The organism is Collinsella sp. i05-0019-G5, from assembly GCF_042851345.1.
Lineage (GTDB): Bacteria > Actinomycetota > Coriobacteriia > Coriobacteriales > Coriobacteriaceae > Collinsella.
Genome location: NZ_AP031421.1, coordinates 2,272,133 through 2,286,164, shown reverse-complemented (window position 1 = coordinate 2,286,164; position 14,032 = coordinate 2,272,133). Strand labels below are relative to the sequence as shown.

The window sequence follows — 14,032 nt, the reverse complement described above, 5'->3', positions numbered from 1 at the left end:
ATCGATGCAGGGATGGCAATTTGAGGTTAAAAATAGAGAATGGAGGAGACTATGTTCATCCAGGCGCTTCTCGTTGCCCTGGTTGCGGCATTCGGTTCATTGGATACCGCGCTGGGTACGTCTATGCTTCAGCGTCCTATTGTGCTGGGTCCGCTCGTCGGTATCGTTCTAGGAGATCTTCAGACCGGTTTGATAATCGGAGCAAATCTCGAGTTGTTGTTTATGGGCGCTATTTCTGTAGGGGCGTATATTCCGCCTGACGTTGTTACTGCTGGCACTTTGGCGACTGCCTTTGCGATTAGCACAGGATCTGGTCTGGAAACTGCTTATGCGTTGGCTATGCCAATTGGGCTGGCTGCATTGGGCATCAAGAACGTATTCTATGCATTCATTCCCATGTTTCTTTCAATTGCCGACAAGGGCGCCGAAGAAGGAGATGTCGGCAAGATCGGGCTTACCTATGTGCTGCTCGGCTTGTTCGGTAAAACCATATGGACGTTTACGCTGACGTTTTTTGCGTATTATTTTGGGTCTGCGGCGGTTACCGCCGCCCTTGAAGTGGTTCCACAGTTCATTTTCGATGGCATGGGAATCGCTGCCGGCATTTTGCCCGCCATGGGCTTCGCAATGCTTATGCGCATGATCCTGAACAAGCAATTGGTGCCGTACTTCATACTTGGATTCGCTCTAACTGCCTACTTGAATCTTCCCGTGCTCGGAGTGGCGATTCTTTCGATTGTTCTCGCGATTGAAAAGCTCGATCTGCTTAATCTGAACAATGGCAACAACTTGGCGGTAGCAAGTGCTGGAGGAGACGACGATGACGACTTCTAATCCTTCCCTCAAAAGTGATGAAAAAACTGTAGGAATGTTTTCCGATAAAGATTTGGCGCGTATGGCGTTGAGTCCTGGCGCTTTGGGCATGGAATATTCCTGGAACTATCAGAAACAGATGAGTGTTCCGTTCTGTCTGATGCTTGCCCCCATGCTCAAAAAGATTTACATGGATGATCCAAAGGGGTACTCAGATTCTCTCGCGCGTCATCTCGAGTTTTTTAACGTGACGCACTATCTTGCCCCGTTTGTGGGCGGAGTCGTTCTGTCGATGGAGGAGCTTGTCGCTAAGGATGAGATTAAGCCCGAAGCGGTGAGTCAAGTTAAAACTGCTTTGATGGGACCCATTTCTGGCATAGGCGATGCGTTCTTTTTGAACACGCTTCGTGTTGTTTGTGCCGGTATTGGTGTTAGCCTGTCACTTTCGGGAAGTATTCTCGGACCGATTGTCTTCCTGCTTGCTTTTAACATTCCGGCTTTCGCATGTCGTATTTTTGGGGCTCGCGCTGGCTATCACTTGGGTGTTTCGTTTTTGTCTAAGGCGCAGGAAAGCGGCATGATGAGCAAAATCGTGACCGCGGCGGGCATCGTCGGCATTATGGTCATTGGATCCATGACGGTGAGTATGACGTCTGTATCCATTCCAATTTCATTTGGATCCGGCGAGAGTGTTACGGCCATTCAAAGCGTGCTTGACGGAATTATGCCTGGAATGCTCGCGCTTGTCGCCCTTATCGCTTACTATATCGCGCTTTCTAAGAAAGTAAGCCCTATGCTGCTCATTGTTTTTACCATGGCAATTGGTGTTGCTGGTGCATATTTTGGGGTTTTGGGTTAAGTCCAATTGAACGGCTGCGTGTTTTGCATATGGCGCCGCGCGTTGCAAAGCGATGATTCGCTTGTGATGCGCGGCGTTTATGGTAGTGACAGTTACGCCGCTTCTAAGAGACGCTTGCGTACTTGTAAAAAGAAAATGGTGAATAATCGCATGAAAGAGAGAATGGAAGAGTGGATTGCTCCGTCGCTCACGGCCATGAATTGCCATCATAGGTTTTTCACGCTGGAAGAGTTTTTCTCGTCGTCTGCTCGCATTGGCTTCGGTGGGGTGGAAATCTGGACCTCACCTCAACATTTTTATATGGACTATAGCCAAAATGAATCCGTTGATAAACTTCGCCGTCTTGAAGACAGATATCACATTAAAGTCGTCGGTATTTGTCCTGAGCAGACAAATCCGAAGCCAAACAATATTGCGGTGAACGGCCAAGCTGCTCAAAAACGTGTTTTTTCTTATTTCAAAAGGGCGATTGATGTTGCAAGAGCCATTGGGGCAAAACAGGTTGTTGTGACGAGTGGCTGGGCGTTTCTAGATGAGTGTCCAGACGAGGCATATTCTCGAAGTATCAGAATGATGCGTCGGATTGCGGAATATGCGGGAGAACAGCAAGTGATGCTTGCAATTGAAGCCCTGCAGCCACGCGAATCACTTTTGGTCAACTCGGCCGACGATCTCAAGCGCTATGTAGATGAGGTTGCCTGCCCCGCTCTCGGTGTGTGCTTGGACACCGGCGCGATGACGCGCGCGGGAGACACCATTGAAGATTATTTCACGATACTGGGTAAGTCTGTGATACATGCCCATTTTGTGGACGTTGATTGCAGTCAGATGGTGACGCACCTTTCATGGGGGGACGGCACGCGCGATATGTCCGAAGACGTGGCTGATTTCATTAATTATGGATACAAGGGTTCTCTTTCCGTTGAGGTGACATCACGTTCGTATTTTACGCACCCTTACGAAGCCGATGAACGAAGCATGGCGTTGTATAGGCAGGCTCTTGGTAGATACGATGCCATGGATAGAATTTGAAACTCCTTCTTTTTTAAACGTTTCGGAGCGGTCAGAGTCAACGATGACTATCGTGCTGCTTCGATTTATTGTCCAGGTACTTTATGTTTCGGATGGGTTCGCTCGCTTAGCATTTCTCTTTAATGGATGCTCCGCATTTTTAGAGTATATGGTGTACGCTAAAGCATAGTCATATACTTGCTGTTGAAAGGATAAAGATGGCCAGAAAGCTGGTGGGCGATTCCGCGACACCGTTGTACCAGCAGGTCGCAAACGACCTGCACGAGGCGATTGTGAACGACGTGTACCACGTCGGCGCACGCGTTCCCACGGAGACCGAGTTGAGCCGTCTGTATGACGTGAGCCGCATCACCATCCGCAAGGCCATCGAGATGCTGGTCGAGGAGGGGCTTCTCGCCAAGCGGCGGGGGAAGGGCACGTTCGTTCAGGAGTCCCATCGCGCCCCGATGGTTCTCGACGACCGCCGCACCGCGCTCAACGGCTTCTCGGCGTCTTGCCGGCAAAACGGCTTGGAGCCCGGTTCGACGCTGCTGCGCCGTGAGGTGGTCGACGTTCCGCCCGCCGCGCGCGAGTTTTTCGGCGAGAACGCACGGCTGATCGCCATCGATCGCGTGTGTACGGCGGATGAAACGCCCATCATGATCGACCACTGCCTGTTCGCACGGGAGGGGCACGAGTTCCTCGAGACCGCCGAACTCGAGAACGCCTCGCTCTTTGATCTTATTCGCAATGCGACCGGTCAGTGTCCCCATCGCGACAGCGCCCAGATGCTCAGCATCCAGCTCGCCGACGAGCAGGCCGCCCATACACTCTCCGTCCCGGTGGGGGAGCCGCTCTTCAGCCTGGAGGGCCTGTATCGCGATCAGGACGGCAATCCGCTGTACGCGGGCAAGCAGCTCATTATCGCTTCGCGCTACACGTTCTCCATGTGACGTACGGCTTGGACTCTTAATATACGTCTACGGACAATTTAATAGCATTCAAGGATTAACCAGCTCGGAGAACCCGCATGGCTCGTATAGTCGAGCATATGGGTTCATTTGCGTGCGCCGTGCGCGCAGGACATGGGGGATGCGTGTCATGGGCAACGCCAAACCGACCATGGAAACCTATATCGAGATGTCTCCGTTGGTATTTGAGGAGAACCTCACTCGTGCAGATGCCCTAGTGGGCGATCTGGTTGAGCGCTGTGGGCGAGTCGGCCTGCGTGCCGTGCGCTTTGTTGCGTCCGGCTCTTCGTACAACTCCTGTGTGGCTGCGCGGTCCTTTGCCGAGCGCGTCCTGGGCGTTTGGGTCGACGTCTTTACTCCGTCGTGCTATCTCGATAAGTTCGAGCGTCTGTATGTTACGGTGCCCGATGCGTTCGTGACCCGTGTCAAGATTTCGGAAACGGAAGCTCGAGGAATCAGGAGGCCATAGGCATTGCCTCGGGCTTGGGCTCGATTCCCTCGAAGAAGGCCGCCATAGCCTCGCCCGGAACCTTGTAGCCTATCGTTGAGTGGGGCCTGCGGCGGTTGTAGCAAGCCTCGATCGATGGACTCTATCACCGCGTGCCTGGCGGAATCCCCGGTCGGGAAGTTCCGCCTGCAGTACATCTCGTTCTTCGGCGCCGCGAAGAACGATTCCGCCACCGCGCTGTCGCGGCGGCTGCCGGTGCGGCTGCAGAACAGGCGCACGTCGTTGCCGCGCGCCCACTCGGCCATAAGCCTGCTGGTGTACTGGGCGCCGCGGTCGGCGTGGAATAGCGCGTTTCCCGGCACGTAGCAGCGCGATTTGGCCGACGCCGGCGCCGATATAACGATGTCCGCCGTCGTTCGCCCGGAGAACGACCAGCCCACCACAATACGGGCGTTCAGGTCGATGGCCGTCGAGAGGTACAGCCACCCCCGCCGGTGCGCAGGTACGTGATGTCGTCCACGGGCCTGTAGGTGGGCGCGGGGCCGGTGAAGTCGCGCCGCACCAGGTCGGGCGGGGCTTCGCCTTGGAATTCGGGATCGCGGTGTGCTTCTGCGCGTTGGGCGTGCATCCGCGTATCCCCGGCTCGCGCATCAATTTGCACGCCCTGTACAGGGTGGGGCCGGAGAACTCGTCGGGCGGGAAGTACTTCACGAATCGGAAGCCGAACCTACGGCCCGACTCCAGCCGCACGCACCGGACCGGCTCACGCCGAGCACGCGGGCCATCGGCTTCACCGGGAATTCAGCCTTCTCTGCCAGCATCAGCCGGTAGTGCGCGGCTACGCTTGGATTTTGACGAAGAAGGCCGCGGCTTTTTTCAGGAAGGCGTTCTCCATCTCGAGCTCGCGTATGCGCCTTTTCGCCTCGCGAAGCTCGCAGCCCTCGGCCTTCGGGCCGGGTTCGCCGGCAAGCTCGCGCCGGTGGTTCTGCACCCATTTGTTCACGGTCTTGGAATTCAGGCCGAGCTCTGCGCAGCATTTCGTTATCGGCCTGCCCGTCGAGATGATGTAGTCGGCGGTCTATCGCCTGAACTCGTTAGTGTACCTGGCGGCTGGGTTTGGCATGGCATACCGTCCCCTCGGTCGTCGTTGAATGAGTTCTAAAGCATCTAAGTCTCTAACATGCGTTTCCGAAAGAACGATGCAGGTCAGTATGTCATGCGGACTCCAAACCGGACCTGATGGTCCAACTTTTTGTCTGAGGTCCCTTGTTTCCAGAAGAGCTGGCGATGCCCTTCGCTGTAGAGGTGAGCTGCGGGCAATCTGCCCCCTATGTTTCCAAATGAATACGGTGTGAGCTGCGGGCAAGGATTCTCCCCGCAAACACTCTAGTATGCTAAAGTACCCAGAAGACCGGCGGAGCTATGCCGGTCTTCTGCTCTATATGAAACACAGCATGAGGAGGCTCACCAGATGACGGCCACACCGTGGGGATTCCGGGACATATTGCCCGAGGAGGCTCAGGCGCGCGAGGAGATCGCATGTACGGTGAAGGGCTGCTTCAGGGAGCACCATTACCTTCCGGTCGAGACACCGCTGCTCGAGGACAAGGGTTCGCTCGAGGAAGGCGGCCGCATTGCGGACACGCCGTTTAAGCTCTTTGATGACGACGGCCGCCTGTTGGTGGTCCGTCCCGACAACACGCTGCCGATCGTGCGCTTGGTTTCGACCCGTATGCGCGCTGCCGACTTGCCTCTGCGCTTACGTTACGAGGCGCCGGTGGTTCGCGAGTGTCAGCGCAATGCCGGTGGTTCGCGCCAGTTTACGCAGTTGGGCTTTGAGCTTATCGGCGCGGGCGATACCTCGGGCGATGTCGAGATTGTCTCGCTGGTCGTCGAGGCCGTGCGCGAGCTGGCACTTCCCGATGCGCGCATTATCGCAGGCAGCGTGCGTCCTTTTAAGGAATTGCTCGCGGTATGCGAGGATCGTGAGCTGGCTGCCGAGGCCCTGCGCTGCGTGCATGCCAACGACTTTGTGGGCCTCGATGCCCGCGTGGCTGCCAGCGCCGAGTCCGATGCCGTCAAGGCCGCCATTAGCGAGCTGCCGCGCCTGCACGGTGGTGCCGAGGTGCTCGACCGCGTGGATGCGCTGCTGGAGGCTGCCGGCATCGTCGCGCCGCTGACGCGCGAGCTGCGTGCTCTGGTCGAGGGCCTGGCTCCCGAGGACGCCCAGGTGCTGTCCTTCGACTTCTCCATCATGAATTCTTTTGATTACTACACGGGTCTGGTCTTTAAGGCCTATGCCGGCGGCCTGCCCGATCCGGTCGGTTCGGGCGGACGCTACGACTCCATCTTTACCGGTGCGTTTGGCGACGGTATCGAGGTACCGGCGGCGGGCTTTGCCTTTTCGCTCGAGCGTCTGGAGGCCGTGCGCACCTCGGCCGAGGACGCCGCTTCCGATGGCGACCACGCCGTGGGCCGTGGCGCCGAGGGGCCGCTGCGTATCGCCGTGCCCAAGGGCTCGCTTAAGGCCGACACGCTCGACGTGCTCGAGACCGCGGGCCTGGACGTCTCCGAGCTGCGTGACCCCGGCCGTCACCTGATCGTGCGCGGCCGCGACACGCGTGTCGGCGAGGGCGCGGTCGGCGATATCGAGTTTGTCATCGTGCGTCCCAGCGATGCGCCTGCCTTTGTGGGCTGCGGTGGTGCCGACTGCGGCATCTGCGGTTGGGACTCGCTCATCGAGGCGGACCTCAACCTGCTGCAGCTGGTAGACCTGGACTATGGCCTGTGCACCTTTATCGAGGCGGAGCCCGCGTGGCGCGCCGGTCAGGCCGAGCGCAACTATGCCCGCCGCGGTTCGCTTCGCGTGGCAACCAAGTACCCGCGCATCGCGAGTGCCTGGTATGCCGAGCGCGGCGTGAACGCCGACATCGTTTCGCTGCACGGTAACATCGAGCTGGGCCCCATTGTCGGCATGACCGATCGCATCGTGGATATTACCGCCACGGGCGCCACGCTGCGCGACAACGACCTGGTCATCACCGGCCGCATCATGGACTGCACGGCCCGTTTCTTTGTCAACCCGGGTGCCGCGCGTCTGGATCCGCGCGTACGCAATCTGGCCGATCGCTTGGCGGCAGCCGTGAAGGACAAGCATTTTGAGCCCGTTGCGGGCTCGGCGCAATAGCGCGAGCACGTACGGGCGCCCCAACGTCCGGGCTGCGGGCTGATTGGCACCGCCGCCCGGTCTCTCGTTTCTCGAACAAAACCTCGACCGATAGGGGATACCGATATGAAGACCATCAAGCTTGCTCCCGGTGAGCGCCTCGTTACCAACCAGCTCAACCGTAAGGGCGTGCTGCCGCAAAACATCGTCGACGCCGCCCGCGATATCGTGGCCAACGTGCGCGCCAATGGCGATGCCGCGGTGCGCGACTACTGTCAGCGTTTTGACGGCGTTGAACTGCAGAGCTTCCGTTTGCCGCAAGAGCAGATCGATGCCGCGCTCGAAGGCCTTGATCCCGCCTTTGTCGCGGCGCTCGAGAAGGCTGCACGCCAGATTCGCGAGTTCCACCAGCGCGAGGTCGAGCAGAGCTGGTTTACCACGCGCCCGGACGGCACGATGCTCGGCGTTAAGGTGACCCCGCTTGCGGCGGCCGGCATCTATGTGCCGGGCGGTCGCGCGCAGTACCCTTCCACCGTGCTTATGAACGCCATTCCCGCCAAGGTGGCCGGCGTCAAACGCGTGGTTATGGTGACCCCGCCGCAAAAGGATGGACTGATTAGCCCGTATACGCTCGCGGCCGCTAAACTCGGCGGCGTGGACGAGATCTATATGGTGGGCGGCGCCCAGGCCGTGGCCGCGATGGCGTACGGTACCGAGACCATTCCGCGTGTCGATAAAATCACCGGTCCGGGTAACGCTTTTGTTGCCGCTGCCAAACAGATTGTCTCGGGTGACGTGGGTATCGATATGGTCGCCGGTCCCTCCGAGGTCTGCGTGCTGGCCGACGCCACGGCCAAGCCCATGGTGGTCGCGGCCGACCTGATGGCCCAGGCCGAGCATGATCCGCTGGCGGCCTGCTATCTGGTGACCTGCGACGAGCAGTTTGCGCGTGAGGTCGAGGCGGGTATCGACATTCTGGTAGCGCAGTCGCCGCGTGCCGAGATCACGCGTGCCTCGCTCGACAATGAGGGCACCGTCGTGGTGGCAGCCGACATGGCTGCCGCCGTCGAGGCGGTGAACACCGTGGCGCCCGAGCACCTGGAGCTGCACTGCAAGGATGCGATGGGCCTGCTCGGCGGCATTCGCAACGCCGGCGCCATCTTTGTGGGCGCTTGGAGTTCCGAGCCGCTCGGCGATTACGTTGCCGGCCCCAACCACACGCTGCCGACCGGCGGCACCGCCATGTTCTCCAACCCGCTTTCGGTGGAGGAGTTCGTCAAGCGCTCGAGTGTCATTTGCTATACGCCCGAGGGCCTGCTCTCCGACGCTCCCGCTACGCAGCGTCTGGCCGAGGCCGAGGGCCTGTGGGCACACGCGCTTTCTGCCGCACTGCGCCGTCGCGTGTTGGAGCAGGGCGAGGATGCCGTGAGCGCCGAGTCGCTGGCCGCGGCCGACCTGACCAAGGTCGCCTGGCCGGGTGATACGACCGCGACGGTCGCCGAGGGCGTGGACCTGGCGGCAGCTGCGGGCGGTGCCACTGGCGCGGTCGTCGAGGGGGCCTAATATGGCCGAGCTGACGCCCCGTATGAAGGAGCTCGTCCAGCCCTACTTGGCCGGCATTGAGCCCTACGACCCCAATTTTACGCCCACGCGCATCAACCTTTCGGCCAACGAGAACACCTATCCCGTGCCGGCTGGCGTGCGCGAGGCGGTCGACGCCGCCCTGGCTGCTACACCGCTCAACCGCTATCCCGATCCCATGTCCAACGATCTGCGCGACGAGCTTGCCGCTTGGCATGGTGTGGCGCGCGAGAACATCTGCGTGGGCAACGGCGGCGACGAGCTGCTCTATAACTACCTGCTGGCGTTTGGCGGCGCGGGACGGACCCTGCTCAACTGCCCGCCGTGCTTTAGTGAGTATGCGTTCTTTGCGTCGCTTTGTCAGACCGAGGTGCGCGATGTGTGGCGCGACCCGGCGACCTTTGAGCTCGACCAAGCGGCTGTGCTCGCAGCGGCGCCCGAGTGCAATCTGGCGATCGTGACCTCGCCCAATAACCCCACGGGCGATGTGACGCCGCTCGACTTTGTCGCGGCCCTGTGCGATGCGTGCCCCGGCATGGTCATGGTCGACGAGGCCTACGTTGAGTTTGCCGACGATTCGTTTGGCGCGGCTACTACGGCGCAGGGGCTTATCGCCGAGCATCCCAACCTGGTGATTCTGCATACGCTGTCCAAGGCGTTCGGCGCCGCCGGCACGCGTCTGGGCTATGTGATCGCGGCGCCCGAGGCCATCGATGTGTTTGCGGCAATTCGCCAGATCTACTCGGTTAACGTGCTGAGCCAGGCCGCCGCGCTTGCCTGCGTGCGTGCCCGCGATGCGTACGCACCCGTGGTAGCACAGGTTGCATCCGAGCGCGAGCGCGAACTGTGTGCCCTGCACGCAATGGCTGCCGAGGGTCTGCCCGTGGAGGCGTGGCCGAGCGCGGCGAACTTTGTGCTCGTGCGCACGCCGCATGCCACGCGCGTGCGCGAGCGCCTGCGCGACGAGTATTCACTTTTGGTGCGCGACTTTAGCTACGCGCCGGGGCTCGCGGACTGCCTACGCATTACCGTGGGCACCCCGCAGGAAAATGACGAGGTGCTGGCCGCGTTTGCCGCGCTGGTGAAGGAGGAGATGTAGATGGGCCGTTATGCCGAGGTGACCCGCAAGACGGGCGAGACCGACATTGTCGTAAAGCTCGACCTGGACGGATCTGGCGTGTGCGACATCTCGACCGGCGTGCCGTTTTTCGACCACATGCTCAACGCCTTTGGCCGCCATGGTCTGTTCGATTTGACGGTACATGCGGTAGGCGACGTTGAGGTCGATGCGCATCACACCGTCGAGGACACGGGCATTGTGCTGGGCGAGGCGTTTTGCCAAGCGCTGGGCGACAAGGCGGGCATTACGCGCTTTGCCGACGCGGCGATTGCCATGGACGAGACGCTCGTGATGGCCGCCGTGGATATCTCGGGCCGCGGGCAGGCCTATTGCGAGCTGCCCGTGCCGACCGAGCGCGTGGGCAGCTTCGATACCGAGCTGGCCGTTGAGTTCTTCTATGCCTTCGCACGCGATGCCAAGCTCACGCTGCACGTGCGCGAACTGGCGGGTGGCAACTCGCATCACATTATCGAGGCCGCCTTTAAGGCCGTGGGTCGCACGATGCGCCACGCCTGCGAGCTCGATCCCCGCGTGCAGGGCATCCCCAGCACCAAGGGCTCGCTGTAACCTGCCAAAAAGGGACAGGTTTTGAATGGGAAAAGGAGGGTCGCGTGGGCGGACCGAAGATCATGGTGGTCGACTACCACAAGGGCAACTTGTCGAGCGTCGTGCGCGGGCTTGCGCGCGCCGGTGCCGCCGCCTGCACCTCGGACGATCCGGAGCAGATCTGCAACGCCGACGGCCTGGTCATCCCGGGCGTGGGCGCGTTCTATGACGCGATTGCCTTTATGCGTCGGAGCGGCGAGGAGGCGGCCGTGCTCGATGCCGTCGCCGCCGGGATTCCGCTGCTCGGCATCTGCCTGGGGCTTCAGCTGTTTTTTGAGCGCGGCAACGAGGGCGTGCCTGCGGACGAGGGCGTGGTCGCCGACGGCAGCGCCTCCGAGCAGGATGGTGGTCCATGGGTCGATGGCCTGGGTATTATGCGCGGTTCGTGCACGCGCTTGGAGTCGAGCCGCCTGAAGGTGCCGCACGTGGGCTGGGACCAGGTGCACATGACGTCCGCCGGTGCGGCAGATCCGCTGCTTGCCGGTTTTGCTGAGGGTGCCAACATGTATTTCACCCACAGCTATGCGGTGGCCGACGACGCCGATGCCGCCGATGTGCTGGCGCTCACGCACTATACGCGGAGCTTCCCGTGCATCGTGCGCCATGGCAACGTGTGGGGCTGCCAGTTCCATCCCGAGAAATCCTCCGCGCTGGGTCAGCGCATCCTTAAGAACTTCGTGAGCATCGTCGAGGAGGGTGGCCGATGATCCTGTTTCCCGCAATCGATCTGATCGGCGGCAAGGTCGTGCGCCTGGAGCGCGGTGACCGCAGCCGCTGCAAGGTGTATTCCGACGACCCCGTGGCCGTTGCCCGCTCGTTTGCCGAGCAGGGTGCAAGCTGGGTGCACGTCGTCGACCTGTCCGCTGCCTTTGGCGAGGACGAGGACGCATGCGCCGCCAACTCGGCGGCGATTAAGGCCATCTGCGGCGTCGACGGTCTGTCCGTGGACGTGGGCGGCGGCGTCCGCTCGCTCGCGCGCATCGACGAGTTGGCCGGCTACGGTGCGCGCCGCATCGCGCTGGGCACCGTGCTGGTGACCGAGCCGGGTTTTGCCGAGGTGGCAGCCCAAGGCTTTGGCGAGCTGCTGGTGGCTGACATTGCCGCGCGCGACGGCCAGGTCAGGGTGAACGGCTGGCGCGACGGCGCGGGCGTGGCGCTCGACGATGCCGTGGCGCAGCTTTCCGAGCTGGGCTTTAAACATCTGGTGTACACCGACATCGCGCGCGATGGCATGCAGGCGGGCATCGATGTGGCGGCGTATCGCCATGTGGCCGAGGTCGCGGGCTTTCCCGTTGTGGCTTCGGGCGGCATCTCGACGCTCGACGACATCCGTGCGCTGGCCGCGGTGGGTGAGGGCGCGATTGAAGGTGCCATTACCGGTCGCGCGCTCTACGAGGGCAACTTTACGCTGGTCCAGGCGCTGGCCGCCGTCCGAGGGGAAGAGTAGCCTATGCTTACCAAACGCGTGATTCCCTGTCTGGATGTTAAGGACGGTCGCGTGGTCAAGGGCGTCAACTTTGTGAGCCTGCGCGATGCGGGCGACCCGGTGGAGCTGGCCCGCGCCTACGACCGCGAAGGTGCGGACGAGGTCGTATTTTTGGACATTACCGCGACGAGTGACAACCGTGCGACGACCATCGAGATGGCGGCGCACGCAGCCGAGGAGCTCGCTATTCCCTATACCGTGGGCGGCGGCTTTCGCGACTTGGCGGGCATGCGGACCATGGTTGCCACCGGTGCCGACAAGGTGTCGCTCAACTCGGCGGCCGTGCGTGACCCGTCGCTGATTAGCCAGGCTGCCGCGGCTTTTGGCAGTCAGGCCGTGGTCGTGGCGATCGATGCCAAGCGCGTCGGTTTGCCCGGAGAGCCGGGTGCCGACAAGTGGGAGGTCTTCACGGCGGGCGGCCGCAACGCCACGGGTAGCGACGCGGTGGCGTGGGCCGAGGAAGCGGCTCGTCGCGGCGCCGGCGAGATCTTGCTGACCAGTATGGATCGCGACGGCACCAAGGCCGGCTTTGACCTGGCACTCACCCGTGCCGTGGCGCGCGCGGTGCCGATTCCCGTTATTGCGAGCGGCGGCGTGGGCACGCTCGAGCATTTTGCCGAGGGCGTGATCGAGGGCGAAGCCGATGCCGTGCTGGCGGCCAGCGTCTTTCACTTTGGGACCTTCAGCATTCGCGAAGTCAAAGAGTATATGGCCAGCCAAGGCATTCCTGTGAGGCTGGACTTCTAATGCTGCGGCTTGCCCAGGCACCCGACCTTTCGGCTCCAACCCTCCTCGCGTACTTAAGTACGCGTCGTCGGGCTTGTCGCTCGTAATCTCGGACACCTGGACAACCCTCGCCGACCTGCGAAGTTTGAATTTGGGAAGAGAAATGGAAGAGATAACCGATCCTTCAAAGCTTACATACGACGCCAGGGGGCTGATTCCTTGTGTGGTTCAGCAATATGACACCGGCGAGGTGCTTATGGTTGCCTGGATGAACGAGGAGTCGGTGGGGCTGACGCTCAAGACCGGTACCACGTGGTTTTGGAGCCGTAGCCGTCAGGAGCTCTGGAACAAGGGCGCGACGAGTGGCAACATGCAAGAGGTCAAGGAGCTCTGGGCCGACTGCGATAGCGATACGCTGCTGGTCAAGGTCGACTCGCCGGGTCCGGCCTGCCATACCGGCAACCGCACCTGCTTCTTTAAGAAACTCGCGTAGGGCGGGCGCTCGGCTAAGCGCTTGGCCAACCAGAAAGGATTGAACCATGGGTGTGCGCACCGCGAATGTTCAGGATGGAAATATCGGCGAGACGCTGACGGGGCTGGCCGAGGTGATTCATGGTCGTCGCGACGCGTCGCCGCAGGAGAGCTATACCGCTCGTCTGCTGACCGACGTCGAGGATGAGCTGCTCAAGAAGCTTGCCGAGGAGGCGAGCGAGGTCATCATGGCCTGTAAGGATAACGACCACGATCACATTCGCTACGAGGCCGGCGACCTGGTCTACCACCTGCTCGTGACGCTCGAGCGCTACGGCATCACCCTCGACGAGCTGGCCGGCGAACTCAACGCCCGCCGCCACTAGTCATTGGGTAGTCATTGGGGACGTTCTTAAACGACTAGTCGTTTGGGACAGTCTTTGCCGGCGCTGCCAAATAACATGCCCAATTACTACGATGAAACTGGATCTGCTTACCACGCGTCGGTTTTGAGCAAATCGTCAACACTTCTACCTGCACTGATAATTGTTCTCGGGGGAAGCGGGCACTGCGGGGCGCGGCAACGGCGCGCGATTTCCGCGTCGCAGCGCTACCCTGATGCTGAATGCCGGGACGATGACCCACTGACCTGCTGACGCCTCTTCGGCCGTCCTCAAATCCGACCTGTCTCGCCCCGGCATCCGCGTCCCGGAGTCCTGCCATGACCTAATAGGAGCATGAGCGCGGACAATCGGACAAGCCAATTGGATTGTA

General features: G+C 60.8%; 16 protein-coding genes. 14 read left to right on the top strand and 2 right to left on the bottom strand.

From position 1 onward, the window contains the following. Positions 1-51 precede the first annotated feature (51 nt). The 5 genes from ACGHIZ_RS10700 (at position 52) to ACGHIZ_RS10680 (ending at position 4,123) form a co-directional block, all read left to right on the top strand. Positions 52-834, top strand: coding sequence for a PTS sugar transporter subunit IIC (locus ACGHIZ_RS10700; protein WP_238022956.1), 783 nt, complete (start codon positions 52-54; stop codon positions 832-834). Next, positions 821-1,672 (top strand): PTS system mannose/fructose/sorbose family transporter subunit IID, encoded by an 852-nt coding sequence (locus tag ACGHIZ_RS10695; protein ID WP_390447965.1) that lies wholly within the window; start codon positions 821-823, stop codon positions 1,670-1,672. Before ACGHIZ_RS10700 ends, ACGHIZ_RS10695 begins: the two co-directional genes overlap by 14 nt. A gap of 66 nt (positions 1,673-1,738) precedes the next feature. Continuing rightward, the gene (locus ACGHIZ_RS10690) at positions 1,739-2,704 is read left to right on the top strand and encodes a sugar phosphate isomerase/epimerase family protein (protein ID WP_390447962.1); all 966 of its coding nucleotides are present in this window, start codon (positions 1,739-1,741) and stop codon (positions 2,702-2,704) included. 197 nt (positions 2,705-2,901) lie between these two features. Then, positions 2,902-3,636, top strand: coding sequence for a GntR family transcriptional regulator (locus tag ACGHIZ_RS10685; RefSeq protein ID WP_390447959.1), 735 nt, complete (start codon positions 2,902-2,904; stop codon positions 3,634-3,636). 148 nt (positions 3,637-3,784) lie between these two features. Then, the gene (locus tag ACGHIZ_RS10680) at positions 3,785-4,123 is read left to right on the top strand and encodes a hypothetical protein (protein ID WP_238022952.1); all 339 of its coding nucleotides are present in this window, start codon (positions 3,785-3,787) and stop codon (positions 4,121-4,123) included. Here the strand turns inward: ACGHIZ_RS10680 and ACGHIZ_RS10675 are convergent. Next, positions 4,021-4,560 (bottom strand): hypothetical protein, encoded by a 540-nt coding sequence (locus ACGHIZ_RS10675; RefSeq protein WP_390449937.1) that lies wholly within the window; start codon positions 4,558-4,560, stop codon positions 4,021-4,023. The genes ACGHIZ_RS10680 and ACGHIZ_RS10675 overlap by 103 nt on opposite strands. A gap of 380 nt (positions 4,561-4,940) precedes the next feature. Continuing rightward, positions 4,941-5,105, bottom strand: a complete 165-nt coding sequence (locus tag ACGHIZ_RS10670; RefSeq protein WP_238022950.1) for a hypothetical protein — start codon at positions 5,103-5,105, stop codon at positions 4,941-4,943. Positions 5,106-5,573: 468 nt separating this feature from the next. Between ACGHIZ_RS10670 and hisG the strand changes: the two genes are divergently transcribed. From hisG to hisE, 9 genes are all read left to right on the top strand, one after another. Further along, positions 5,574-7,289: an ATP phosphoribosyltransferase gene (hisG, locus tag ACGHIZ_RS10665; RefSeq protein ID WP_390447956.1), complete on the top strand. Its 1,716-nt coding sequence runs from the start codon at positions 5,574-5,576 to the stop codon at positions 7,287-7,289. A 105-nt stretch (positions 7,290-7,394) separates the two neighbouring features. Continuing rightward, positions 7,395-8,831, top strand: a complete 1,437-nt coding sequence (gene hisD / locus ACGHIZ_RS10660; RefSeq protein WP_390447953.1) for a histidinol dehydrogenase — start codon at positions 7,395-7,397, stop codon at positions 8,829-8,831. Between the two features lies 1 nt (position 8,832). Continuing rightward, positions 8,833-9,948: a histidinol-phosphate transaminase gene (hisC, locus tag ACGHIZ_RS10655; protein ID WP_390447950.1), complete on the top strand. Its 1,116-nt coding sequence runs from the start codon at positions 8,833-8,835 to the stop codon at positions 9,946-9,948. Continuing rightward, on the top strand, positions 9,949-10,536 hold the full coding sequence (gene hisB, locus ACGHIZ_RS10650; RefSeq protein WP_195919704.1) for an imidazoleglycerol-phosphate dehydratase HisB: 588 nt from the start codon (positions 9,949-9,951) through the stop codon (positions 10,534-10,536). It abuts the gene before it with no gap. A 44-nt stretch (positions 10,537-10,580) separates the two neighbouring features. Further along, on the top strand, positions 10,581-11,282 hold the full coding sequence (locus tag ACGHIZ_RS10645) for an imidazole glycerol phosphate synthase subunit HisH (RefSeq protein ID WP_390447948.1): 702 nt from the start codon (positions 10,581-10,583) through the stop codon (positions 11,280-11,282). Beyond that, positions 11,279-12,022 carry a HisA/HisF-related TIM barrel protein gene (locus tag ACGHIZ_RS10640; RefSeq protein ID WP_390447945.1) on the top strand — a complete coding sequence of 248 codons (744 nt, stop codon included), beginning with the start codon at positions 11,279-11,281 and terminating at the stop codon, positions 12,020-12,022. The genes ACGHIZ_RS10645 and ACGHIZ_RS10640 overlap by 4 nt, the downstream gene beginning before the upstream one ends. Positions 12,023-12,025: 3 nt before the next feature. Next, complete coding sequence (gene hisF, locus ACGHIZ_RS10635; protein ID WP_390447942.1) at positions 12,026-12,808, top strand: imidazole glycerol phosphate synthase subunit HisF; 783 nt, start codon at positions 12,026-12,028, stop codon at positions 12,806-12,808. 142 nt (positions 12,809-12,950) lie between these two features. After that, a complete protein-coding gene (hisI, locus tag ACGHIZ_RS10630) occupies positions 12,951-13,280 on the top strand; it encodes a phosphoribosyl-AMP cyclohydrolase (protein ID WP_368156199.1) in 330 nt (109 codons plus the stop codon). A gap of 46 nt (positions 13,281-13,326) precedes the next feature. Continuing rightward, positions 13,327-13,644 (top strand): phosphoribosyl-ATP diphosphatase, encoded by a 318-nt coding sequence (gene hisE / locus ACGHIZ_RS10625; protein ID WP_006235893.1) that lies wholly within the window; start codon positions 13,327-13,329, stop codon positions 13,642-13,644. The last annotated feature ends 388 nt before the right edge of the window (positions 13,645-14,032 follow it).